Origin of the sequence: Actinophytocola sp., assembly GCF_050699935.1 — a bacterium.
GTDB lineage: Bacteria > Actinomycetota > Actinomycetes > Mycobacteriales > Pseudonocardiaceae > Actinophytocola.
Map to the genome: position 1 here is coordinate 109,925 of NZ_JBOHGB010000003.1, position 23,830 is coordinate 133,754.

The following is a 23,830-nucleotide window of genomic DNA, read 5'->3' on the forward strand; positions in this document are numbered from 1 at the left end:
ACATGCTGACGTCAGGCCAGCTCCTCGCCGAGCGGTACCGGCTGTCGCGCCGGATCGCCGTCGGCGGCATGGGCGAGGTCTGGGAGGCCGCGGACACCCGGCTGGACCGGCGCGTGGCCATCAAGGTGCTCAAGCCGGAGCTGTGCGGGGACGCGGAGTTCCTGCACCGCTTCCGCACGGAGGCGCGTACCACGGCCTCGCTGAACCATCCGGGCATCGCCGCGGTGCACGACTACGGCGAGACGGCGGCGGTCGTGGACGGCCCGAAGGACACCGCGTACCTGGTGATGGAGCTCGTCGAGGGCGACCCGCTCGCGGCGATCCTGGCCAAGGAGCGGCGGATCGGCGCGGAGCGGACGCTGGAGATCCTCGAGCAGGCCGGCAACGCGCTGCAGGCCGCGCACGAGCGCGGCTACGTCCACCGGGACGTCAAGCCCGGCAACATCATGGTGACGCCGAACGCCGACGGCCGGATCACGGTGAAGCTCACCGACTTCGGCATCGCCAAGGCGGCCGACGCGGCTCCGGTGACCCGTTCCGGCATGGTCATGGGCACCGCTCACTACATCGCCCCGGAGCAGGCCCTCGGGCACGAGGCCGAGCCGGCGAGCGACGTCTACTCGCTCGCGGTGGTCGGCTACGAGTGCCTCGCGGGGCACCGGCCGTTCCTGTCGGAGAACGCGGTGACCGTCGCGATGATGCACATCCGGGACATGCCGCCGCCGCTGCCGCCGGACGTCCCGCCGCACGCGCGCGCGGTGGTCGAGGCGACGCTGGTGAAGGACCCGGCGCGGCGCTACGGCAGCGGCGGGGAGTTCGCCGCCGCGGTGGCCGCGGTGCGCTCCGGGCACCCGCTGCCGACGCCGTCCGGCCGGGCGCTGACTCCCAACCGCGGACCGGCGAACGCGAGCAACCCGGCCATGCTGCCGATCGGCCCGCCGAGTGCGCCGCACCAGGCGCCGGGCACGGGCTCGTTCCCACTCGGCCCGCCACCAACGCCACGGCGAAACCGCACCGCGATGTGGGTTCTGATCGTTGTCCTGGCGGTGCTACTCCTGGCGCTGGCGGGCTTCGGGATCGCCATGCTGGCGGACGGGGATCGGGGTACGGGCGGCGAATCCAGACCGGAGTCGTCGAGCCCGGTCGGAGACGAGGACAATGACGGCGGCGCAGGCGCTGGAGCTCAGCCGGGCAACACGCCGATACCGAGCCACGACGAACCGGAACCGGGCGAGTTCGTCGAGGTGGATGACCGCAAGTTCATCGGCAGGCCGGCGTCCTACGCCGCGGAGAGTCTGGAGCGCGAGGGGCTCGTCCCGGTGGTCGTGGCCCAAGGCGGACGCGAGCCGGACGACCCGGACAACTGCACGGTCATCGAGATCGACGCGGACGGGCCGTTGCGGGTCGGGACCGAGGTCCCGATCTTTTGCGACGAGGAAGAAGGCCCGTAGCGATGATTTGCCGTAGCCGGGAGCACATGTCGGGCATGATTGGCGCACGCGCAGCGCAGCTGCAGACGAGGATCGAGACGACATACCGATGACCACTCCGAGACTGCTCTCCAATCGGTACGAGCTGGGCGAGGTGCTCGGCTACGGTGGCATGTCCGAGGTCCACCGTGGTAGGGACGTCCGCCTCGGGCGGGACGTCGCCGTCAAGGTGCTGCGTGCCGACCTGGCCCGCGATCCGCAGTTCCAGGAGCGGTTCCGGCGCGAGGCGCAGAACGCCGCGGCGCTGAACCATCCAGCGATCGTCGCCGTGTACGACACCGGCGAGACCAGGACCGAGCACGGCCCGCTGCCCTACATCGTCATGGAGTACGTGGACGGCCGGACGCTGCGCGACATCGTGAAGACCGAAGGCCCGCTGCCCGGCCAGCGTGCGATGGAGATCATGGCCGACGTCTCCGCGGCACTGGACTTCTCGCACCGGCACGGCATCGTGCACCGGGACGTCAAGCCCGCCAACGTGATGATCACCAAGACCGGCGCGGTCAAGGTGATGGACTTCGGCATCGCCCGCGCGGTCGCGGACGGGCAGGCCGCGGTCACCCAGACCGCCGCGGTGATCGGCACCGCCCAGTACCTCTCCCCCGAGCAGGCACGCGGCGAGGCGGTCGACGCGCGCAGCGACGTCTACGCGGCCGGCTGCGTGCTGTTCGAGCTGCTCACCGGCGAGCCGCCGTTCACCGGGGACTCCCCGGTCGCGGTGGCCTACCAGCACGTCCGGGAGGACCCGAAGCCGCCCTCGGCGCTCAACTCCCGGGTCTCGCCGGCGCTGGACGCGATCGTGCTGAAGGCGATGTCCAAGGGCGCGCCCAACCGGTACCAGTCGGCCGCCGAGATGCGCACGGACCTCGTCCGCGTGCTGTCCAACCAGCGGCCGCACGCGCCGATGGTGATGACCGACGACGAGCGCACCACGATCATGTCGCAGGGCCGCTCGCCCGAGACGACCCGGGGCCGGCACCGCCCGGCGGCGCTCGCCAACAACTACGACGACTACGACCCGTACGAGGACGAGGAGGAGGAGCGGCGGCGCCGGCGCAAGAAGGGCTGGATCATCGCCCTGGTGGCCGCGCTCGCGCTCGCCCTGATCGGGTTCATCGCATGGCTCATGGCCACGGTGTTCAGCAGCGAACCGGTGTCCAACGAGGTCACGGTGCCCAACGTGGTCGGCCAGATCGCCGACGAGGCCCAGCGCGACCTCACCGACCAGGGCTTCGAGGTGACCCTGGAGTCGGTGCCGTGCCAGGCCTCCCCGGACGGCCAGCCGGGACGGTGCGGGCCCGACAGCGTCGGCAAGGTCATCGACTCCGACCCGGCACCGGGCGAGAAGATGAAGAAGACCGACCGGCTCACCCTGCTCGTCGGCGCCCCGGCGGAGAAGGTCAACGTCCCCGACGTGACCGGCCGCTCGCCGGAGGAGGCGCGCCAGCTGCTCAAGGACGAGGGCCTCGGGGTCGCTCCGGAGCAGGAGGAGCGGGAGGTCGACGACCCCGATGACGTCGGCAAGGTCATCGCCACCGACCCGACCGTCGGGCAGCCGGTGCCCAAGGGCAGCTCGGTGAAGCTGATCGTCGGCAAGGAGCAGGAAGAGGTCAACGTTCCGGACCTGACCGGCCAGGACGTCGACACCGCGCGCGCCAACCTCGAGAGCCTCGGCTTCCAGGTCGAGGTGGAGGAGGTGGACTCCGACCAGCCGGAGGGGACGGTCGTCGATCAGGATCCGAAGAACTCCGAGGAGCCGCCGGGCACGACGGTCAATCTGAAGGTGTCGAACGGCGAGAACGATGACGAGGACCAGTTCACGATGCCGAACATCCTGGGGGCGACCCAGGCCGAGGCGGAGGCGGCACTGCGCCAGCTCGGCTGGACCGGCCAGTTCAACCCCCGCAGCGGCGAGACCGACGACCCGGCCGAGTTCAACCGGATCATCGACGCGGAGTTCGGCGAGGGTCAGGAGATCGACAAGGACGAGACGATCGGGATCACGATCGCCGACGAGCTGGGAGTCGGCCGGCGCTGACGAAGCCGGGCTGACGAATGCGGCTCGCGGTCGTCGGCGCCGGGTGATCGGCCTGGCGACCGCGGACGCGTTGCCCGCGGCGCGGCGCCCTGGAACTTCGCGGTGGGCGAGGTCGGGTGCCTCGAGGCGGGCGTGCCGATGGCGGCCCGCTCGGCCGGCAGCTCCCGGATCTTCCGGTTGGCGCACGCCGATCCCGGTCTGGTCGGGTAAGCGGCGAACGCCCGGACGCGGTGGGCGGAGTGGTCCGCACGCGCGGGCGTGCCGCTCGTCGGCTCCGAAGGCGTGGCGCTCACCGGCCCGCCGGCGCGGGACTGGCCGGCCGCGATGGCCGCCGCGGAGGCGGGCCACTGTCTGGTCGACGACGTCGCGTCGTCGGGTCTGCCGGCGGCCCGGAGGCGATGGCGGGTCCGGCGCTGCTCGACCCGGCCGGCGAGGTCATCGACGTGCCGGCCACGGCGGCGTTCCGGCGGTCTGCGGTGGGCCCGGCGGTGCGGCCCCGGGCACGTGCACCGGCTCGACGTGTCCGACGACCGTGTGACGCTGCTCGGCTCGGCCGGTGTCCGCCGGACCGGGTCGTGGTGGCGGCCGCGCGGCGGTCCCGGCGCGGGTCCCGGGGCCTGGTGCGGGCCTACGTGCGCGCGGTCCTGGGCGGCGAGGACGAGGTCGTCGAGGAGGTCCACTGCGATCACCCGCCAGGCCTCGGCGGCACGGTCCCCGACATCCGCCCGGCTAGCTCGTCGTGGCGGCGTCCGCGAGGGTGCGCAGCTGGTCGGTCAGCTCGGTCACGCGATGTTCGGGGACCGGGTGGCCGCTGGCCGCGAGCCAGTTGGCCAGCATGCGGTGGCCGCCCTCGGTCAGCACGGACTCCGGGTGGAACTGCACGCCCTCCACGGGGAGCTCGCGGTGGCGCATCGCCATCACGATGCCGGTGTCGGTCTCGCCGGTGATCTCGAAGTCGTCGGGAATCGTGTCGCGCAGCACGGTCAGCGAGTGGTAGCGGGTCGCGGTGAACGGGTCCGGCTGGCCGGCCAGCACGCCCACGCCCTTGTGGTGGACCTGGCTCGTCTTGCCGTGCAACAGCTCGGGCGCACGGTCCACGACCGCACCCCAGGCCACGCCGATCGCCTGGTGGCCCAGGCACACGCCGAACACCGGCACCGACCCGTCCGCGCACCGGCGGACGACGTCGATGCTCGCACCCGCGCGTTCCGGCGTGCTCGGGCCGGGGCTGACCAGAACCCCGTCGAACCCGGCGAGCGCGTCCGGCGCGGTGAGCTCCGCGTCGTCGTTGCGCCGCACCACGCACTCGGCCCCGAGCTGGGCCAGATACTGCACGAGGTTGTAGACGAAGCTGTCGTAGTTGTCGACCACCAGCACGCGCATGGCTGACAACATACTTCTTAACCACACCCAGGGGGTGCCCGTGCCGCTGGCGCGACGACTCGGTCCGGTGGACGCGACCGCCATCGGACTCGGCTCGATGCTCGGAGCCGGCGTGTTCGCGGTGTTCGCCCCGGCCGCGGCGAGCGCCGGCGGCCTGGTGCCGGTCGCGCTGCTGATCGCGGGGTTCGTCGCCTACTGCAACGCGGTCGCCTCCGCACAGCTGGCCGCCGCGTACCCGACCTCGGGCGGAACCTACTTCTACGGCAGGGAACGGCTCGGCCCGTGGTGGGGGTTCACGGCCGGCTGGGGCTTCGTCGTCGGCAAGACCGCCAGCTGCGCGGCGATGGCCCTGACCTTCGCCTCCTACACCGCACCCGGTCTCGCCCAGCCGGTCGCGGTGGCAGCCGTGCTGGCGCTGACGGCGGTCAACTACCGCGGCGTCATCCGGACCGCGCTGGTCACCAAGATCCTCCTGGCGATCGTGCTCGCCGTGCTGCTGACAACGGTCACACTGTCCACTCCAGACGTGTCCGAAGTAGACATCACCGGGGCGTCGCCGGGCGGAGTGCTGCAGGCGGCCGGGTTGCTGTTCTTCGCGTTCGCCGGCTACGCACGGATCGCCACCCTGGGCGAGGAGGTCCGCGACCCACGCCGGACGATCCCGCGGGCGATCCTCGGCGCGCTGGCGGTCGCGCTCGCGGTGTACCTGCTCATCGCGCTCACCCTGCTCGCCGTTCTCGGCGCCGAGCGGCTGGCCGGCTCGAGCGCCCCGCTCGCCGACGCCATGCGCGAGGCGGGCAGGCCGGCGTGGATCGTCACGGTCGGCGCGGCTGCGGCGAGCCTCGGCGCACTGCTGGCGCTCATCGCGGGCGTCGGCCGCACCGCGCTCGCGATGGCCCGCAACCGCGACCTGCCGGGCGGGCTCGCCGCCGTGCACCCCCGGTTCTCCGTGCCGCACCACGCCGAGCTCGCGGTCGCCGCCGTGGTGTGCGCGATCGTGCTCGTGGCCGACCTGCGCGAGATGATCGGGTTCTCGTCGTTCGGCGTGCTCGTGTACTACGCGATCGCCAACCTGTCCGCGTACACCCAGCCCCGGGCCGACCGCCGCTGGCCGCGCGCGCTGAACGTCACGGGTGTGGTCGGCTGTCTCGTGCTGGCGGCCACGCTGCCCGCGACCTCGGTGCTGGTGGGGCTCGGCGTGTTCGCCGTGGGCCTCGCCGGCCGGGCGGTCGCTACTCGACGCTGACCTCGTTGAACGGCAGGTACGGCTCCAGCCACGGGAAGACCACGAACATCAGCAGCGCCACCATGCCGGCGGCGAGCACCAACGCCAGCATCGCGCGCACCGCGACCGGACCGGGCAGATGTCGCCAGATCCACGCGTACATCAGACGGTCTCCTCCAGCTCCGGCGGCCGCTCGTTGGGCTTGTTCGGATCCTTCGCCCACTGCTTGGTCAGCACGGCGTGAACGATGAGGCGCTCCTTGTCGGAGAAGCGGGGGTGGCAGGTCGTGAGCGTCATCAGCGAGGCCATCTCGCCCTTGCTCGGCGGGGTGGCGCCACTCGGCGGGACCGGTTCGATGACGCCGCCGTTGGTCGGCAGCACGATGTGCTGGCCGACGAGGTCGGCGTACGGGCCGCCGAGCGGGGCCACGCCCTTGCACTTCGGGTCGGCGCCCTTGCCCTGCGCCCAGCCTTCCCGCTCGTCGGCGAGCGGCAGCATCCGGTAGACGAACCAGCTGTACTGCGTCTCCACGACGAGCGCGTCGCACGACTGGATCAGGTTGATGTCGTTGAACGGCGCGCCCTTGCCGACCCGGTGGCCGGCGACGGCGAAGTTGCCGGGCTGGCCGGGGTAGGCCGTCTGCGTGTAGTGGCCGGGACCGATCTCGAGGCTCTCCCCGGTGGTGCCCTCGACGATCGTGAACTGGAAGTCGGCGCCGAACGACGGGATGTACATCTTCGCGAAGCCGTCGCCTTCGCCCAAACCCTGGAAGTGGTCCTTGCGCTGCGGGTCGGCGGCCTTCGGGTTCTCCCACCTGCTGTCCAGCGCGCTGGTGGCGTCGCGCTGCTTGCCCGCTGAGACGAGGTCGGTCCAGTAGACCTCGTAGACCACGAACAGCAGCACGACGAGACCGAGAGTGATCAGCACCTCGCCCGCGTTGCGCACGATCGAGCGACCGCGGTCGGGCTTATGCTGAACCTGCGAGCCCGGCCGAGGCCGCGGGGACGGGACGACGTCACCAAGGTCCCCCGAGATGCGACCCGCGCCGTGACCGAGGTGCTGCACAGTGCCCACGCGCGCTCCTTTCGGTCCCCGACCTGTTGGTTCGCCGACCCGCTCAACTACGTTAACGTGTTGCGGAGTGGACTAGTTCAAACACGTTCACGGATGCGTTCAAGCTACACGTCAGGTGAGGACGACCATGCCCAAGTCCAAGGTTCGCAAGAAGGCGGTCTACACACCACCCGCCGATCGACGTACACCGGTGAAGGTGAAGGCCGCAGGGCCATCCCACCCGGTCTACGTGGCCGTCATGCTCGGGATGATGCTGCTGGGGCTGGCATGGCTCGTGGTCAACTACATCGCCGGCGAGAGCGTCCCGCTCATGAAGGACCTCGCCAACTGGAACTTCGCGGTGGGCTTCGCGCTGATGATCGGTGGACTGCTGATGACCATGCGGTGGCGCTGAGCGTCCGACGTCCGGCAATACCCGTTTCACGTGGATGCACCCGTTCAGCGCAGTGTGACTGAACCACAAGGGTGTAAGTCATCCCCAGTGTGGATAACCGCTGTGGATAACTCGATTTGCCGATCCGGAGCGTGACGCCCGTTGACCGTCCCGACCGCGCGGAGCTGGGCGCCCAGGGCCGAGCTGGCGGCCCTGGCGTGGGTGCTGGCCGCGGCCGCGGCGGCGTGGGCCTGGTTCTCCGACGATCCGCCCGGTCGGTTGCTGCTGGGCACCGTGGCCCTGGTCCTCGCGGTCGCCGGCCTGTTCGGCGTCCTGGTCCGGCCCCGGCTCGCGGCCGACTCGACGGGGGTCACCGTGCGCGGGCTGACCAGCACCCGCCGGTGGTCGTGGGCCGAGGTGAACGTGCGGCTCGTCCGCACCCGCCGGCTCGGTCGGGACGTCGCCACGGTCGAGCTCGACGCCGAGCGCGCCGAGGTGCCGGCGCTGGTCGTACTCGGCCGGCTGGACCTCGGCGCGGACCCGCGGGACGTCGTCGACGCGCTGCTGGAGCTGCGAACCTGAGCCAGGCGGCTAGGTGGCGCAGTAGAGGCCCAGCGCGTCGATCGCACAGTCCAGGACCGCCCCGCGCAAGCCGATCGCCACGATCATCGCGAGCCCGAGCACCATGCACGCGCCGGCCTGCAGCTGAGTTCGCCGCACCGGGGGCGCGTAGACCATGGCGGCGGTGGCCAGGGCACCCGCGACCAACCCGCCGACGTGGCCGAGCAGCGAGATGCCCGGCAACGTGACGCTCAGGAAGATGTTGATCGCGATCAGCATGAGCACGGGCGTCGGGTTGATCCTGGCCTTGAACACCATCACCGCGATGCCGCCGAACAGGCCGTACACCGCGCCGGACGCGCCGGCCACCCCACCGTCGAGTGGGCCGAACAGCATGATCACGGTCGAGCCGCCGAGCAGCGCGAGCGCGTACACGGCGAGGAACCGGCCACGGCCGAGCGCGACCTCGAGGTCCCGGCCGATCACCCACAACGCGAACATGTTGAACAGCAGGTGCACCGGCCCGTAGCCGCCGTAGTTGCCGAAGTGCAGGAAGCCCGAGGTGACGAGGCGCCACCACTCGCCGGCCGCGACGTAGCCGGGCACCAGCATGCCGTCGACGAACAGCGCGGACCCCTGGTTCTCGACGATGCTGCCCGCCTGTATCGCGGTCGCGGCGAACGCGACGACGTTGACCACGATCAGCGTCGGCACCACGACGAGCCGGGGCCCGCCGGCGGACCGGAAGCGGCGGACGGGGCGCGGCGTGCGGACCGTGCGGGCGCCCTCGGTCACGCAGTCGACGCACTGGTAGCCGACCGAGGCCTCACGCAGGCAGTCCGGACAGGCCGGCCGGTCGCACCGCACGCATCGCAACCCGGTCGGCCGGTCCGGGTGGCGAACGCACGCCGGTAAGTCCTGCTGCCGGTTGACCGACACTCAGTCCTCTGCGCGATCGATGGTCACTCGCTCCACCACGATGTCCTCGACCGGCTTGTCGTGTGGCGGTGCGGTCGGCGTGTTCGCGATCTCGTCCACGACGTTGCGGGACTCCTGGTCGGCGACCTCGCCGAAGATCGTGTGCTTGAAGTTCAACCAGGTCGTCGGCGCGACCGTGATGAAGAACTGCGAGCCGTTGCTGTTCGCGACGCCCGGGTTGGCCATGCCGAGCAGGTACGGCTTGTTGAACTGCAGCTCGGGGTGGAACTCGTCGGCGAACTGGTAGCCGGGCCCGCCGCGCCCGGTGCCGGTCGGGTCGCCGGTCTGGATCATGAAGCCGTCGATGACCCGGTGGACGATCATGCCGTCGTAGAACGGACCGGACGTCTCTCCCTTGGCGTTTCGCTGGGTGTACTGCTTGGTGCCCTTGGCCAGGCCGACGAAGTTCGACACGGTCTTGGGTGCGTGATCAGGGAAAAGGTTGATCCTGATGTCACCCCGCGAGGTGTGCAGGGTGGACGAGACCGTCACTCCGACGAGGGATCCATTGCTGTCTGCCACCTGGCCATCGTGCCATCCGCAGCGAGATCGCTCGGGAAGGGGCAGGATGGTCTGTGTCCGACCAAGCCACCCTGGAGCACACTATGGACGATGTGAAGGCCATGACCCGGGCCGGAGAGACGGTCGGCAAGGCCGTCGGCTCCGGCTGGCTCGCGGTCCGCCGGAGCGCCAAACGCGCTGGTCAAGCAAGTGCGGACGCAACGACGAAGGCCGCGCACGCCGCGGACCGGAAGCTGACGGAGCGGGGTGTCGCTCCCCAGCATCTGGCTGTGGCGCTGGCCGAAGGCGCCGAGCTCGCGCGCGAGGAGGTCGTGAAAACCACGCGCCGGGCGCGCAAGAAGTTGGCGCGTAGGGCCAAGCACACCCGCAAGGAGCTCGCGAAGGCGGCCAAGCAGGCACGCAAGGACGCCAAGAAGAGCAAGCCGGCCAAGCGTGCGTCGAAGACGGCCAAGCAGGCTCGCGAGGACGCCAAGGAGTTGAAGGCGTCCATGAAGGCCGAGATGGCCAGGTTGAAGGCGCAGGCCAAGGAGCAGGCGGCCGCCATGAAGGACGCCGAGGCGCCCAAGAAGCGCCGGTGGCCGAAGGTACTGCTGCTGGCGATCGTCGCGGCCGGGGTCGCGTACGTGGTGCGCGGCAGGTCCGCGTCGGCGGAGCCCACTCCGGTGCCGGAACCGAGGAGCCGCGCGGACGAGTCTTCCGCCGAGGACTCGGAGTCTTCGTCGGCCGCGAATGGGCAACGGCCCCAGAAGTCGACGACCAAGCAGGGCTGATCTACCGCACACGGCCCGCCAAGGCGATCCCTTGGCGGGCCGTGTGCCGTGCTCGACCCCTACAGCCCCAGCGCGGTGATCGCCTCCTGTGCGACCAGCTTCGCCTTGATCGTCTGCTCCTGGTTGGTGGCCACCACGACCGCCACGGCCTCCTTCGCGACCGCGTACACCGCGCCCTCGTCGGTCGGCTGCGCGCCGCCGGTCCACCCGCCGGTGAGCTCGGCCGGGTTGGCGGTGTCCACCGGCGCGACCTGGTCGACGAGTGCCTTCGCGACGGCGGCCTTACCCCGGTAGACCTGGACGGTCAGCTGCACGCCGCCGTCGGAGCGGTAGAAGAAGCAGGCCGGCGGGTCGTCGGCGGAGGTCTTGGTCTCGCCGACGCGCTGGCCGTTGGTGTCCTCGACGAACGTCTGGTCGAGGTAGGGACAGGGCCCGTCGGCGGTCGGCTCGGGTGGCGCGGGCGGCTTCGCGGCCGGCGGGGCCGCAGCGGCGGAGGTGCCCTCCGTGGTGATCACAGTCGGATCGTCCGCGGCAGACTCGGAGTTGCACGCGGCGAGCACGATCAGCAGGGGACCGAGTAACAAGGCGCGTTTCATAGGGTCGGTAGTCAATCACACGCCGTCGCGGTCGTGGGCCCCTACCTCGTGACGACGACTCGACCGCGTCGGTTCGGATCAGCGCGTCGGCGACCATGTCGACCAGCCCGTTCGGCCGGTTCGCCGCTCCCCGCGCGCCGAGCCGGACCGGTGGTCGCGACGAACACACAGGCCTTCGTGGAGCGAGTCTTCGTGGAGACGAGGGGAATCGAACCCCTAACCCCTGCCTTGCAAAGGCAGTGCTCTGCCAATTGAGCTACGTCCCCAGGGCCGGTGCGGGTGGTCGCACCGGTGTGCGTGCGGCGGTGGGCCGCACGGGTGTGAGCGCGCTGTGGCGGTCAGGCCTTCTTGGCGTTGTTGGCGCCGGTGGCCGGAGCGGTCGCCTCGCGCCAGAGGTCGTCCTGCGCCTTGGCCGACTTGTTGCGGCGAACCACGAACAGCACGCCCCCGGCCACGGCCACCAGAGCGAGAAGCTTCTTCACGTCCATTGCCTCCTTCGGCAAAACACCCGTATCAACCTGCTGCAACCCCTGCGGCGTCCCGCAGCAAGGCCACAAGTCTGCCACAAGCGCGCCGTCCTCCGGTCGGGCACGGCGCACTCACAGATCCGGAGTTGGTCTACCGCCATCAGCTCAGGCCGATCGTCGAGCACGGCGCCGAAGCGATGGACCGGATCTTCAGCGGACCAGAGGGCGACGAGCGGTTTGGAGCCTGGTCGAGGCGGATCGACGAGGGTGCCATCGCCGAACCAGTATCAGCGATGGCACCCCCTCCGTCTGGCCTGCAACGGATCCTCCGTGCGTTGAAGAACCGGGCCGCCAGCAGCATTCGTGGTCGGCTGGCACACTCGGCGGATGAGTTTGACGTGCCAATGGATCGCCATGAGCGACCAGTGGCTGGCCGACCACACCCACCCGACGTGGCAGGACGTGCCCGGCGAAGCACTCCACGACTCCGCCGACTTTGACGCCGAGTTCCTCTACCCGTTGTTCGACGGCCGTGCCGACGCATTGCGGCACCTCGCGGACGGCGAACTGGGCCTGACTGGCGGGCTGCGCGAGTGGGATGGCAAGGACGCTTACATGGGGTTCATTACCACGACCACGCTGGCTCAGATTGCTCAGCTGCTCGCGATGACGGCCACCAAGCAGCGGATGCTGGCCGACGCCACCCGACGTCGGGAAGGGGTGGTCAAGGGACTCAACGCGGTGTACGCCGATATGTGCGTCTTCCTATCGCGTACGGCCGCCAAGGGATACGGCCTGGCCTTACTCTACGTCCACTGATCGGGCCGGAATGAAGGCCCTCCGCGCCACGTTGATGATCATGCTCCGGGTGCCGCTCTCACTGTGGTGCAAGGGTTCTGCGCTAGGGACACCGTCCGATGGTCTCTGGGTTTACGGACGCGTGACCCACGCAGGTAGGCGATGACCGAAGTCCACGACGCAGACTGCACACCGCCCCAACAGGTTGCCTTCTACGTCGCACGGTGGCGCGTGCTTACCGCGTGCGACGTGCCGACCACCCTGTAGCACGATCTCGTGGTGGCGGGTAAGCGAACCTTCTTGTCCAGACCGCGGTGGTGGCGAGAGCGGAATCGGTTGTGGTGGTGGTCCACCACGGTGGTGGTCATACCGATCGTGGTGTCAACCACAGCGGCTGTGCTGGTGCTGACGCACGTGGTTGACCACTCCACCTCAACCGCACGGCTAGAAATGATCAAGGTGGCGCTAGCCGTAGGCGCTGGAGCCGGCGCGGTGTTCACGCTAGTGCTGGCCTGGCGCCGACAGTGGGCCACCGAGCACGATGCCGCCGAGCGCCGACTGACCGAACTGTATGTCAAGGCCGTGGAACAACTCGGGTCGGAACAGGCCCTGTTCGCCATGGCGGGCTGTACGCACTGGAACGTGTTGCTCAGGACAACCCCGACCATCGACAGACAGTGGTGGACGTCATCTGCGCCTACCTACGCGCCCCCTACACACCACTCCCGAACAAGATGGGCACGCCACGGTTGGGGGTGCGCCGACCACGAGTCAAGTCGGCACAGAGCCGCCGTCCAACAACGTCAGCGCTCGCACGAAACACAGGAACGACAACACACCACACCTCGGAGGAGAACCGCAGACTTCAAGAACGCGAAGCCCGACTCACCGCACAACGGATCCTCACGCGCCATCTCCGTCCTCGCGACGACAACAGCAAACGCCTTCACACCTACTGGCCTGGGGTAGACCTCGACCTCAACAGCGCTACCCTCATCGGCTTCGACCTGCGCGGATGCGAAATCCGCACTGCGACTTTCAGCGACGCCCAGTTCAGCGGCGACGCCCGATTCCACCGCGCCCAGTTCACCAACCACACCTGGTTCAGCGAGGCCCAGTTCAGCGGCGACACCTGGTTCCACCGCGCCCGGTTCACCGGCGACGCTCGGTTTAGCAGCACCCAGTTCACCGGCGAGGCTCGGTTTAGCAGCGCCCAGTTCCGCGGAGAAGCCTGGTTCCACGGCGCCCGGTTCAGCGGCGGCGCCCGATTCGACGGCACCCAGTTCACGGGCAGCTCCTGGTTCCACGGCACCCGATTCACCGGCGACGCCTTGTTCGACGACGCCCAGTTCGCCGACGGAATTCCGGAATCCTTGAAACAGCAACTACCTGCCACGGATACCTGAGTGCACGCGCACCAGGTTCGACAGCGATCTGTCTAGCGCGACCTCTCCACGACAGAACGCGCCTACTTGCCTGAGATCATGAACCGGTGATTGGGTCGGCCAGCCCTCGCGAGCAACCCACGTGATCGTTGTCGGCAGGCTCTTGGTGTCCCAGGGCCGGTTCCCGCGCTCGGGGACCGGCTCTGACTTGTGTGGGCCTAGGAGGACTTGAACCTCCGACTTCTTCGTTATCAGCGAAGCGCTCTAACCGCCTGAGCTATAGGCCCCAACAGCGCGACGAGACTATCGCACGGCTCGCCGCTCACCCAACCCGGTATGCCGCTACTCCCGCTCCGCGAGCGTCACTTCGAGGCCGCCGGCGAGGTCGGCCGAGACGTTGTAGATGAACGCCCCGACCGTGGCCAACGCGCTGAACAACACGATGTTCACCGCGCCGATGATCGCCGCGACGCCGAACACGCGGCCGGCGCTGATCAGCGGCTCGCCGCCGCTCTCGTCGGCCGGCTGGAGGATCTCGCTCGAGATGCCGTTCAGCTTGTCCCACACGCCCATGCCGTCCAGCACCGCGTACAGCACGCCGACCGCGACCAGCCACACGAAGAACAGCGCCACGCCCAGCACCAGCGACAGCTTGAGCACCGACCACGGGTCGAACCGCTTGATCTGCAGGTTCGCCCGCCGCGGGCCACGGCCGGGGCGACGCAGGGCGCTCGGGGTCGCGGCCGCGCCCACGCGGAGCGGGCCGGTGGACGGGCCGCCGGACGGGCCGGAGCCCTCCAGGTGCACGGTCGTGCGGGACGGGTTCGCGCCGGCGTACGGCGTGCCGGTGCTGGGCGCCGGCATGGTGGCGGCCGTCGGCACGCCGTCGGAGAACAGGCGGGCCGCCGCCGCGCCGGTGACCACCGGGCGCTCGATCGACACCGTCTTCTCGCCGTGTGGCGGCGGGTTGGGCGGGACGCTCACGCCCTGCGGCGGTGTGGCCGGCGACTTGGGTGGCGTGACCGGGGTCGTCCACTGGCCGTGGTCCTGGGACTTGGCCGGCACGGCGGGCGGAGCGCCGGGCGGCGAGGGGGGCGGTGTGGCCGGCCGAGCGGGAGACTCGCCAGCCTGTGGCGAGTTGTCGCTGGTCACCCGCTGCCAGGGCGGCGGTGTGCCGTGACTCAGCTCCAGGTCGTCGGGCGTCGCCATGCGCGCGGTGGGCTCGTCCGCCGGCTGGCCGTTGCGCTCGTGCCTGCCGTCGTGGTTGCCGTCCCGCGTGCCGTCGTGATCTCCATCGGCCACCTGCTCGACCGGCGTTTCCTGGCCGTCGGTGGCGACGCCGGACGTTTGGTCCGACTCGCGCTCCGTGTTCTGGCCGGTGCTTCCGGACTTGTCGGCTGGTGTCACGAGGATCCCCTACGTGTCTCGCTTACTGCGGTGGCTCTTGTGGCTGCTGGCCGTCGTCGGACGTCTCGGGTGCCGCGGGGGTTGCGCCGCCGTTCTCCGTCGGCTCCTCCGCGCTTCGTGCGATGGCAACCAGGGTGGTCCCTTCACCGAGGTTCATCAACCGCACTCCCTTCGTCTGCCGGCCGGCCTTGCGCACCTCCCGGGCGTTGGTCCGGATGACCCCGCCCGACGACGTGATGGCGTACACCTCGTCGTCGACGTCGACGATGAGCGCCCCCACCAGCCTGCCACGCCTCGTGTCGTGCTGAATGGTGAGCACGCCCTTGCCGCCCCGACCCTGGACCGGGTAGTCCTCGATCGGCGTGCGTTTGGCGTACCCGCGATCCGTGGCGACTAGCAGGAACTGCCCCTCGTGGACCACACCGAGGGTGAGCAGCTCATCACCGGAGTTGAACCGCATGCCGAGCACGCCGGACGTCGCGCGGCCCATCGGGCGCAGCGCCTCGTCGGTGGCCTTGAACCGGATGGACTGCCCGCCGGCGGACACCAGCAGCAGGTCGTCCTCGGACGCGCACAGCACGGCGCCGACCAGCTCGTCCTCGTCGCGGAGGTTGACACCGATCAGGCCACCCGCGCGGTTCGAATCGAAGTCGGACAGCCTGCTCTTCTTCACCAGGCCGCTCTTGGTCGCGAGCACCAGGTACGGCGCGACCTCGTAGTCCCGGATCTCGATGACCTGCGCGATGTGCTCGTCGGGCTGGAACGCGAGCAGGTTGGCCACGTGCTGGCCGCGTGCGTTGCGGTTGGCCTCCGGTAGCTCGTAGGCCTTCGCCCGGTACACCCGGCCCTTGTTGGTGAAGAACAGGATCCAGTCGTGGGTCGAGCACACGAAGAAGTGCGCCACGATGTCGTCCTGCTTGAGCCCGGCGCCCTGCACGCCCTTGCCGCCGCGCCGCTGCGCGCGGTACAGGTCGGTCTTCGTGCGCTTGGCGTACCCGGTCCGGGTGATCGTGACGACCACGTCCTCGACCGCGATCAGGTCCTCGATCGACACGTCGCCGTCGTAGGGGATGATCTTGGTGCGCCGCTCGTCGCCGTGCTTGTCGACGATCTCCATCAGCTCCTCGCGGACGATGGTCCGCTGGCGCTCCGGGTTGGCCAGGATGTCCTGGAGGTCGGCGATGGTCTTCTCGATCTCGGCCAGCTCGTCGATGATCTTCTGACGCTCCAGGGCGGCCAGCTTGCGCAGCTGCATCTCGAGGATCGCGTTCGCCTGGATCTCGTCGACGTCGAGCAGCGACATCAGGCCGGTGCGTGCCTCGTCGACCGTCGGCGACCGGCGGATCAACGCGATGACCTCGTCGAGCGCGTCGAGCGCCTTGACCAGACCGCGCAGGACGTGGGCGCGCTCCTCGGCCTTGCGCAGCCGGTACCGCGTGCGCCGGACGATGACGTCGACCTGGTGCCTGACGTAGTGCCGGATCATCTGGTCGAGCCGCAGCGTGCGCGGCACGCCGTCGACCAGGGCCAGCATGTTGACGCCGAAGTTGTGCTGCAGCTGGGTGTGCTTGTAGAGGTTGTTCAGCACGACCTTGGCGACCGCGTCCCGTCGCAGCGTGATCACGATTCGCATGCCGCTGCGCTTGTTGGACTCGTCGGCGACCTCGGAGATGCCGGTGACCTTGCCGTCCCGGACCAGCTGCGCGATGTTCTCGATCAGGTTGTCCGGGTTGACCTGGTAGGGCAGCTCGGTGACGACGAGGATCGTGCGGCCCTTGGCGTCCTCGTCGACCTCGACCACCGAACGCATCCGGATCGAGCCACGACCGGTGCGGTAGGCGTCCTCGATGCCCTGGGTGCCGAGGATCAGGCTGTGCGTGGGGAAGTCCGGGCCTTTGATCCGCTGCATCATCGCGGCGAGGGTCTCGTCGTCCGAGGCTTCCCAGTTCTCCAGTGCCCAGACGACACCGCTGGCGACCTCGCGCAGGTTGTGCGGCGGGATGTTGGTCGCCATGCCGACCGCGATCCCGCCGCTGCCGTTGACCAGCAGGTTGGGAATCCGCGAGGGCAGGACGACCGGCTCCTGGGTCTTGCCGTCGTAGTTGTCGGTGAAGTCGACGGTCTCCTCGGTGATGTCCTGCAGCATCGCCATCGCGAGCGGAGCCATCCGCGCTTCGGTGTAGCGCATGGCGGCCTGCGGGTCGTTGCCCGGTGAGCCGAAGTTGCCCTGGCCGTCGATGAGCGGGTACCGCATGGACCACGGCTGGGCGAGGCGGACGAGCGCGTCGTAGATCGCCGTGTCACCGTGCGGGTGGTAGTTGCCCATGACGTCGCCGACGATGCGGGAACACTTGACGTGGCTGCGCTCGGGGCGCAGGCCGGTGTCGTACATCGAGTAGAGGACGCGGCGGTGCACCGGCTTGAGGCCGTCGCGGACATCCGGCAGCGCGCGGCTCACGATGACGCTCATCGCGTAGTCGATGTAGGAGTTCTGCATCTCCTGCTGGATGTCGACCGGCTCTATCCGATCGCCTTCCGGCGGCAAGGTTTCGGTCACGAACTCGAGTTCCTTTTCCTAGCGCAGGCTGTCCTCGAACTAGACGTCGAGGAAGCGGACGTCCTTGGCGTTGCGAGTGATGAACGAGCGCCGGGCCTCGACGTCCTCGCCCATCAGGACGCTGAACAGCTCGTCCGCGGTGGCGGCGTCGTCGAGGGTCACCTGGAGCAGCAGGCGGTGCGCCGGGTCCATGGTCGTCTCCCACAGCTCGTCGGCGTTCATCTCGCCGAGACCCTTGTACCGCTGGATGCCGTCCTCGCGGTTGATCTTCTTGCCCGCCTCCAGGCCCGCCTTGATCAACCCGTCGCGCTCACGGTCGGAGTACGCGAACTCGGGTTCCGCGCGTTGCCACTTGATCTTGTACAGCGGCGGCTGCGAGAGGTAGACGTGCCCGTGTTCGATCAGCGGCCGCATGAAACGGAACAGGAGCGTCAGCAACAGCGTGGTGATGTGCTTGCCGTCCACGTCCGCATCGGCCATCAGCACGATCTTGTAGTACTTCAGCTTCGACAGGTCGAACTCGTCGTGGATACCGGTGCCCAGCGCGGTGATGAGGCTCTGCACCTCGGTGTTCTTGAGCACGCGGTCGATGCGGGCCTTCTCCACGTTGATGATCTTGCCGCGGATCGGGAGAATCGCCTGATACATCGACTCCCGGCCCTCCTTGGCCGAGCCGCCCGCGGAGTCACCCTCGACGATGTAGAGCTCGCACTCCTCCGGGTCGGTCGACCGGCAGTCCTTGAGCTTGCCGGGCAGGCCGCCGACGTCCAGCGCGCCCTTGCGGCGGACCAGTTCCTTCGCCTTGCGTGCCGCGATCCGGGCCTGCGCCGAGGAGACCGACTTCGACACGATCGTCTTCGTCTCGGTCGGGTTGCGCTCGAACCAGTCCGCGAGCCACTCGTTGCACGTGGTCTGGACGAACGTCTTCGCCTCGGTGTTGCCCAGCTTCTGCTTGGTCTGGCCCTCGAACTGCGGCTCCGCCAGCTTGATCGAGATGATGGCGGCGAGGCCCTCGCGCACGTCGTCGCCGGTGAGGTTGGCGTCCTTCTCCTTGAGCAGCTTCTTCTCCCGCGCGTACACGTTGACCACCCGCGTCAACGCCGCGCGGAAGCCCTCCTCGTGGGTGCCGCCCTCGGCGGTGTTGATCGTGTTGGCGAACGTGTACACCGACTCGCTGTAGCCGGTGTTCCACTGCATGGCCACCTCGACCTCGAGGCCGTCGCCCTTGGCTTCGAAGGAGATGACGTTCTTGTGCACGGCCTCGCGGGTGTGGTTGATGTGCTTGACGAAGTCCTCGAGCCCACCCGGGTAGTGGTAGGTGCGCTCCTTCATCCGGTCCGCCTTGCCCTCGGCGTCCGGGACACTGTCCTCATCCGACACGCGCTCGTCGCGCAGGACGATCGTGAGGCCCTTGTTCAGGAACGCCATCTCCTGCAGCCGGCGCGCGATCGTCTCCGCGTTGTAGTCCGTCGTCTCGAAGATGTCCGGGTCCGCCCAGAACGTGACCGTGGTGCCCGTTCGGTCGGTTTTGCCACGCTCCTCGAGCGGGCCCGGCTCGGACCGCTCGTAGCGCTGGGTCCACACCGTGCCGTCCCGGCACACCTCCACGTCGACCGCGGTGGACAGCGCGTTCACCACCGACACGCCCACCCCGTGCAGCCCGCCGGACACCGCGTAGGACTCGCTGTCGAACTTGCCGCCCGCGTGCAGCTGGGTCAGCACGATCTCCAGGGTCGGCCTGCCGTGCACGGGGTGCATGTCGACCGGGATGCCGCGGCCGTCGTCGACGACCCTGACCCCGCCGTCGGCCATCAGCGTGACCACGATCCTCGTGGCGTACCCGGCCATCGCCTCGTCGACGGAGTTGTCCACGACCTCCTGGATCAGGTGGTGCAGACCTCGCTCGCCGGTGGAGCCGATGTACATGCCGGGCCGCTTCCGAACGGCCTCGAGACCCTCCAGGACGGTGATGGAGGACGCGTTGTATTCATGGTTGTTGATGGCTGCCACGGGCGTGGTGTCTCCCTCGTCAGGAACGGGCGCGATAACTCCCTACATCAATTGTACGGGTGCGGTTGCGCTGGAGCGGGGCAAGGACACCCCTAGCACGGCCACTGACGCTCTCGCGGAAACGGCCGTGGGAGAGGACTCTCGCGAGTATTCTCCACGCCCGTTCAGGCAGCTTTCCGGCCGTCGGTTCACCCGTAGGTGTCCCGGGGCCCCCGTCCGCGTACGTGCCGGGGCCCGTACCGCCAGCTCGGCGAGGACGGACCGTGCACCTTCAGCCGCTTGACCACCCCGTGGCCCACGCCCGCGGCGATCTTGACGAGGAGCTGGCGCTGGAGCAGTCGCAACTGCGTGGCCCAGGCGGTCGACGCGGCCTGGACGGTCAGCTCGCCGTCCCTGAGCGACATCGGCCGGGCGTGCTCGGCGACCTCCTCCCCGACGATCTCGCTCCACCTGCCGAACAGGTGGCCGGTCGCGAGCTGGGCGGTCCAGCCGCGGTCCGCGGCGAGCCTCGACGCGAGCCGGCCGAGCGGCTGCGGGTCGCGGTCGTCGGACGAAGGTCCCGACCAGCGCCGGCGCCGGCGCGAGCCCGCCACGAACGTACGCCGGGCCCGCTTGTTCCGCACCCCGTTCGCGGTCGCGCCCCTGCCCGCGGCGGCCTCCCTGGCCGCACGCAGTGTGGCGCGAGCCAGGTCCGGTCCACGCAGCTGTGGATAGTCACCCTCGGTGGTGGGGCTCGCGACCTGATCACCGTCGTCCGCCTTCTGGGCGATCGGACCAGGCAGATCGGCCTGTTCGAGGGGGGTAGAGCGGCGGACGGTGACAGCGTTATCCACACTATCCACAGGTTTGTCCCCAGATGTGGGACCTCTCACATCACTGCGGGTTACTCGCGGCTGATCATCGGGCGACCGGTCCGGCACGGGACACCTCCCCGTTCGACACAACGTAGCGAGCGCCGTCGAGCTCGTCCGGGACATCCTCCTCCACCGCGGCCGTCACGAGGACTTGTTCGGCCTCGCGGGCCACTTCGGCGAGTCGCTGCCGGCGGCGGCGGTCGAGCTCGGCGAACACGTCGTCGAGCACGAGGACCGGCTCGTTGCCGTCGGCGCGCAGCAGGTCGTAGGAGGCGAGCCGCAGCGCGAGCGCGAACGACCACGACTCGCCGTGGCTCGCGTAGCCCTTCGCGGCGATGTCGTCGAGCGTGAGCTCCAGCTCGTCGCGGTGCGGGCCGACCAGGCTCACGCCGCGTTCGAGCTCGTTGTCCCGCGCGCCGGCCATCGCGGCGAGCAGCGCGTCGACCAGCACCTCGACGTTCGCGCGCACCCCGGGCGTGCCGTAGTCGGCGGGGAACGACCCGGCGATCCCCGACCGGTACCGGATCCGCGCCGGCCGCGACTCGGGTGCGACCCCGGCGTACGCGGCGGTGACGTGGTCGGCGAGGTCGGCGACCAGGTCCAGCCGCGCGGCGAGGAGCTCGGCGCCGTGCCGGGCGAGGTGGCCGTCCCAAACGTCGAGCGTGCTCAGCGCGTTGGAGCCCTCCCCCGTCGAGCTCGACCGCCGCGCGTGGCCCGACGACTTGAGCAGCGCGTTGCGCTGGCGCAGCACCCGGTCGTAGTCCGCGCGCACGCCGGCGTAGCGAGGTGCGCGCTGGACCAGCAGCTCGTCGAGGAACCGGCGCCGCTCGCTCGGGTCGCCGCGGACGAGCGCGAGGTCCTCGGGCGCGAACAACACAGTGCGCAGGATCCCCAGCACGTCCCGGGTCTTCGACACCGGCGCCCGGTTCACCCTGGCCCGGTTGGCCTTGCCCGCGGTGATCTCCAGCTCGATGGTCAGCTCGCGCCCGGCGTTGACGACCGCGGTCCGCACGATCGCGCGTCCGCAGCCGTGGCGGATCAGGGGAAGATCCAACGCGACCCGGTGCGAGCCGAGCGTCGCCGCGTAGCCGACCGCCTCGATCAGGTTCGTCTTGCCCTGACCATTCTGTCCAATGAGGACGCTCGCGCCGGGGGCGAACTCCAGGTCCGCGTACTCCCACGACCGGAAGTCGCTGACCTGTAACTGCCGGACGTACAACGTCAGCCTTGGGTGCTGCCCGCGCCGGAGGTCGGCCCGGCCTGGTGCACCGCGTGGCCGCCGAACTGGTTGCGCAGCGCGGCGACCGCGCGCATCGCCGGTGAGTCCTCCTGCCGGGAGCGGAACCTCGAGAACAGCGCGGCCGAGATCACCGGCGCCGGCACGGCGAGCTTGATCGCCTCCTCGACCGTCCACCGGCCCTCGCCCGAGTCGTCCACATGACCGCGGAGATCGTCGAGCTCGGGATCGGAGTCGAGCGCGCGCACCAGGAGGTCGAGCAACCACGACCGCACCACCGTCCCGCGCTGCCACGCCTTGATCACCGCTGGCACGTTCGCCACGACGTCGGCCGTGTCGAGCAGCTCGAAGCCCTCGGCATAGGCCTGCATCAGCCCGTACTCGATGCCGTTGTGGATCATCTTCGCGTAGTGGCCGGCGCCGACCCCGCCCGCGTGCGCGAAGCCCTCCTCGCGCGGCCCCTCCGGGCGCAGCGCGTCGAAGACCGGCATCGCCCGCTCGACGTGCTCGGCGGCGCCGCCGACCATCAGCGCGTAGCCGTTGTCCTTGCCCCACACGCCACCGGACACACCGCAGTCCAGGTACGCGATCCCCTTGGCGGCCAGAAGCTCGGCGTTGTCCCGGTCGTCGCTGAAACGGGAGTTGCCGCCGTCGATCACGAGGTCGCCGGCTGAGAGCAGGCCGGCGAGCTCGGCGATGGTCTGCCGGGTCGGGTCGCCGGAGGGGACCATGACCCAGACGATGCGCGGCCCGGGCAGCGTGTCGACCAGGTCGGCGAGCGAGGCCGAGTCGCTCACGTCCGGGTTGCGGTCGTAGCCGACGACGTCGTGACCGGCCGCGCGCATCCGGTCACGCATGTTGAAGCCCATCCTGCCGAGACCGACGAGACCGAGCTGGATCTTGCTTGTCACGCGAACGTCCTCCGATCAGCCGGGAAGGCGCACCGGCATCAGCAGATGCAGGTACCCCGCCACCACGGTGCCATCCTCGCCGACCGGCTTGATCAGTGCCGGACGGCTGGGCGTGGTGAAGGTCAGCTCCGCGCGGTCCGCGTGCAGCGCGGAGAGACCCTCCTGGAGGAAGGACGGGTTGAACGCGATCGTGACGGGCTCGCCGGTGTAGTCGACCCCGATCTCCTCCTCGGCGCTGCCCTCGTCGTCGCCGCCGGCGGAGAGCCGCAGACCGGACTCGCCGAACTCCAGCCGGACCTGGGTGCCGCGCTCGGCGACCAGCGACACGCGCTTGATCGCCTCGACGAGCGGGGCCACCTCGATGATCGCGGTCGCCGTCTGCTCGGAGGGCAGCAGCTGGCGGTAGCGCGGGAATTCGGTGTCGAGCAGCCGGCTCGTGGTGCGCCGGCCGGAACCGGACAGGCCGATCAGCCCGTCGCCCGGGGCGAGCGAGAGCTCCACGGTCGCGCCCGCGGTGCCGAGCGCCTTGGCCGCGTCGGCCAGCGTCCGCGCGGGCACCAGCACGGCGATCTCCCCGGAGCCGGCGAGGCCCTCGTCCGGCTTCCAGATGAACTCCCGCATCGCGAGGCGGAACCGGTCGGTCGCCACGAGGGTCAGCTTGTCGCCGTCGATCTCGATCCGTACGCCGGTGAGCATCGGCAGCGTGTCGTCCTTGCCGGCCGCGACCGCGACCTGGCTCACCGCGAGACCGAACACCTCACCGACGAGCTCACCGGCGTGCGGCGGCATGGCCGGCAGCTGCGGGTAGTCCTCGACCGGCATCGTCGGCAGGCTGAACTTCGCGCTGCCACAGGTGATCGACACGCGCGCACCGTCGACCATGATCTCGACCGGCTGTGCCGGCAGGGACCGCGTGATGTCGGCGAGCAACCGGCCGGACACGAGTGTGCGCCCACCGTCGGCGATGGTGGCCGCGACGCCGACCGTCGCCGAGACCTCGTAGTCGAACCCGGAGATGGTCAGCGCGTCGGAACTTTCCGCATCCAACAGTATTCCGCCGAGTACCGGAACGGGCGGACGGGACGGCAGGCTGCGCGCGACCCAGGCGACGGCGTCGGCGAGACCGTCGCGCTCGACGCGGATCTTCATGACTGTCCTTTCCAGACACGAGAAGGAGCCGCTCGCACGCGGGAT

At 69.8% G+C, this 23,830-nt stretch carries 23 protein-coding genes and 2 tRNA genes; 8 read left to right on the forward strand and 17 right to left on the reverse strand.

From position 1 onward, the window contains the following. The first annotated feature begins 2 nt into the window (after positions 1-2). Together ACRDTB_RS02395 and pknB are read left to right on the forward strand one after the other, a co-directional pair. A complete protein-coding gene (locus tag ACRDTB_RS02395; protein WP_431428194.1) occupies positions 3-1,451 on the forward strand; it encodes a serine/threonine-protein kinase in 1,449 nt (482 codons plus the stop codon). A gap of 88 nt (positions 1,452-1,539) precedes the next feature. After that, positions 1,540-3,528, forward strand: a complete 1,989-nt coding sequence (gene pknB, locus ACRDTB_RS02400) for a Stk1 family PASTA domain-containing Ser/Thr kinase (protein WP_431428195.1) — start codon at positions 1,540-1,542, stop codon at positions 3,526-3,528. Here the strand turns inward: pknB and ACRDTB_RS02405 are convergent. Then, positions 3,459-4,217 (reverse strand): hypothetical protein, encoded by a 759-nt coding sequence (locus ACRDTB_RS02405; RefSeq protein WP_431428197.1) that lies wholly within the window; start codon positions 4,215-4,217, stop codon positions 3,459-3,461. The genes pknB and ACRDTB_RS02405 overlap by 70 nt on opposite strands. A gap of 40 nt (positions 4,218-4,257) precedes the next feature. Further along, positions 4,258-4,911 carry an aminodeoxychorismate/anthranilate synthase component II gene (locus ACRDTB_RS02410; RefSeq protein ID WP_431428199.1) on the reverse strand — a complete coding sequence of 218 codons (654 nt, stop codon included), beginning with the start codon at positions 4,909-4,911 and terminating at the stop codon, positions 4,258-4,260. Between ACRDTB_RS02410 and ACRDTB_RS02415 the strand changes: the two genes are divergently transcribed. Continuing rightward, a complete protein-coding gene (locus tag ACRDTB_RS02415) occupies positions 4,910-6,157 on the forward strand; it encodes an APC family permease (RefSeq protein WP_431428201.1) in 1,248 nt (415 codons plus the stop codon). The genes ACRDTB_RS02410 and ACRDTB_RS02415 overlap by 2 nt on opposite strands. On the opposite strand, the gene ACRDTB_RS02420 is transcribed toward ACRDTB_RS02415, so the two are convergent. Together ACRDTB_RS02420 and ACRDTB_RS02425 are read right to left on the reverse strand one after the other, a co-directional pair. Further along, the gene (locus ACRDTB_RS02420) at positions 6,144-6,299 is read right to left on the reverse strand and encodes a hypothetical protein (protein WP_431428202.1); all 156 of its coding nucleotides are present in this window, start codon (positions 6,297-6,299) and stop codon (positions 6,144-6,146) included. The genes ACRDTB_RS02415 and ACRDTB_RS02420 overlap by 14 nt on opposite strands. Beyond that, the gene (locus tag ACRDTB_RS02425) at positions 6,299-7,210 is read right to left on the reverse strand and encodes a class E sortase (protein ID WP_431428203.1); all 912 of its coding nucleotides are present in this window, start codon (positions 7,208-7,210) and stop codon (positions 6,299-6,301) included. Before ACRDTB_RS02425 ends, ACRDTB_RS02420 begins: the two co-directional genes overlap by 1 nt. Positions 7,211-7,337: 127 nt before the next feature. Between ACRDTB_RS02425 and crgA the strand changes: the two genes are divergently transcribed. Beyond that, a complete protein-coding gene (gene crgA / locus ACRDTB_RS02430; protein WP_431428204.1) occupies positions 7,338-7,604 on the forward strand; it encodes a cell division protein CrgA in 267 nt (88 codons plus the stop codon). 141 nt (positions 7,605-7,745) lie between these two features. Then, positions 7,746-8,165, forward strand: coding sequence for a PH domain-containing protein (locus tag ACRDTB_RS02435; protein ID WP_431428205.1), 420 nt, complete (start codon positions 7,746-7,748; stop codon positions 8,163-8,165). A gap of 9 nt (positions 8,166-8,174) precedes the next feature. Here ACRDTB_RS02435 and ACRDTB_RS02440 read toward each other — a convergent pair whose 3' ends face one another. Then, positions 8,175-9,083 carry a rhomboid family intramembrane serine protease gene (locus ACRDTB_RS02440; protein ID WP_431428206.1) on the reverse strand — a complete coding sequence of 303 codons (909 nt, stop codon included), beginning with the start codon at positions 9,081-9,083 and terminating at the stop codon, positions 8,175-8,177. Then, the gene (locus ACRDTB_RS02445) at positions 9,084-9,644 is read right to left on the reverse strand and encodes a peptidylprolyl isomerase (protein WP_431428207.1); all 561 of its coding nucleotides are present in this window, start codon (positions 9,642-9,644) and stop codon (positions 9,084-9,086) included. Positions 9,645-9,727: 83 nt separating this feature from the next. On the opposite strand from ACRDTB_RS02445, the gene ACRDTB_RS02450 reads away from it, so the two are divergent. Next, positions 9,728-10,414: a hypothetical protein gene (locus ACRDTB_RS02450; protein ID WP_431428208.1), complete on the forward strand. Its 687-nt coding sequence runs from the start codon at positions 9,728-9,730 to the stop codon at positions 10,412-10,414. 59 nt (positions 10,415-10,473) lie between these two features. Here the strand turns inward: ACRDTB_RS02450 and ACRDTB_RS02455 are convergent, their stop codons facing one another. The 3 genes from ACRDTB_RS02455 to ACRDTB_RS02465 form a co-directional block, all read right to left on the reverse strand. Next, positions 10,474-10,998, reverse strand: coding sequence for a DUF2020 domain-containing protein (locus ACRDTB_RS02455; RefSeq protein WP_431428209.1), 525 nt, complete (start codon positions 10,996-10,998; stop codon positions 10,474-10,476). 205 nt (positions 10,999-11,203) lie between these two features. Beyond that, a tRNA-Ala gene (locus ACRDTB_RS02460) sits at positions 11,204-11,276 on the reverse strand. Positions 11,277-11,348: 72 nt separating this feature from the next. Continuing rightward, positions 11,349-11,492 carry a DLW-39 family protein gene (locus ACRDTB_RS02465; protein ID WP_414638593.1) on the reverse strand — a complete coding sequence of 48 codons (144 nt, stop codon included), beginning with the start codon at positions 11,490-11,492 and terminating at the stop codon, positions 11,349-11,351. Between the two features lie 399 nt (positions 11,493-11,891). Here ACRDTB_RS02465 and ACRDTB_RS02470 point away from each other — a divergent pair, with 399 nt between their 5' ends. Then, positions 11,892-12,296 carry a hypothetical protein gene (locus ACRDTB_RS02470; RefSeq protein WP_431428211.1) on the forward strand — a complete coding sequence of 135 codons (405 nt, stop codon included), beginning with the start codon at positions 11,892-11,894 and terminating at the stop codon, positions 12,294-12,296. A 656-nt stretch (positions 12,297-12,952) separates the two neighbouring features. Continuing rightward, a complete protein-coding gene (locus tag ACRDTB_RS02475; protein WP_431428212.1) occupies positions 12,953-13,681 on the forward strand; it encodes a pentapeptide repeat-containing protein in 729 nt (242 codons plus the stop codon). Between the two features lie 192 nt (positions 13,682-13,873). On the opposite strand, the gene ACRDTB_RS02480 is transcribed toward ACRDTB_RS02475, so the two are convergent. The 8 genes from ACRDTB_RS02480 to dnaN all read right to left on the reverse strand — a co-directional run bounded on the left by ACRDTB_RS02480 (position 13,874) and on the right by dnaN (position 23,785). Beyond that, positions 13,874-13,947: transfer RNA gene (locus ACRDTB_RS02480), tRNA-Ile, on the reverse strand. Positions 13,948-14,002: 55 nt separating this feature from the next. Then, positions 14,003-14,869, reverse strand: a complete 867-nt coding sequence (locus ACRDTB_RS02485) for a DUF3566 domain-containing protein (protein WP_431428246.1) — start codon at positions 14,867-14,869, stop codon at positions 14,003-14,005. A gap of 220 nt (positions 14,870-15,089) precedes the next feature. Further along, positions 15,090-17,624: a DNA gyrase subunit A gene (gene gyrA, locus ACRDTB_RS02490; RefSeq protein WP_431428213.1), complete on the reverse strand. Its 2,535-nt coding sequence runs from the start codon at positions 17,622-17,624 to the stop codon at positions 15,090-15,092. A gap of 39 nt (positions 17,625-17,663) precedes the next feature. Further along, positions 17,664-19,634, reverse strand: coding sequence for a DNA topoisomerase (ATP-hydrolyzing) subunit B (gene gyrB, locus ACRDTB_RS02495; protein WP_431428214.1), 1,971 nt, complete (start codon positions 19,632-19,634; stop codon positions 17,664-17,666). 188 nt (positions 19,635-19,822) lie between these two features. Then, the gene (locus ACRDTB_RS02500; RefSeq protein ID WP_431428247.1) at positions 19,823-20,404 is read right to left on the reverse strand and encodes a DciA family protein; all 582 of its coding nucleotides are present in this window, start codon (positions 20,402-20,404) and stop codon (positions 19,823-19,825) included. Between the two features lie 127 nt (positions 20,405-20,531). Then, on the reverse strand, positions 20,532-21,707 hold the full coding sequence (recF, locus tag ACRDTB_RS02505) for a DNA replication/repair protein RecF (protein WP_431428215.1): 1,176 nt from the start codon (positions 21,705-21,707) through the stop codon (positions 20,532-20,534). A 2-nt stretch (positions 21,708-21,709) separates the two neighbouring features. After that, on the reverse strand, positions 21,710-22,624 hold the full coding sequence (gnd, locus tag ACRDTB_RS02510; protein ID WP_431428248.1) for a phosphogluconate dehydrogenase (NAD(+)-dependent, decarboxylating): 915 nt from the start codon (positions 22,622-22,624) through the stop codon (positions 21,710-21,712). A gap of 27 nt (positions 22,625-22,651) precedes the next feature. After that, positions 22,652-23,785 (reverse strand): DNA polymerase III subunit beta, encoded by a 1,134-nt coding sequence (gene dnaN / locus ACRDTB_RS02515; RefSeq protein WP_431428216.1) that lies wholly within the window; start codon positions 23,783-23,785, stop codon positions 22,652-22,654. Between the last annotated feature and the right edge of the window lie 45 nt (positions 23,786-23,830).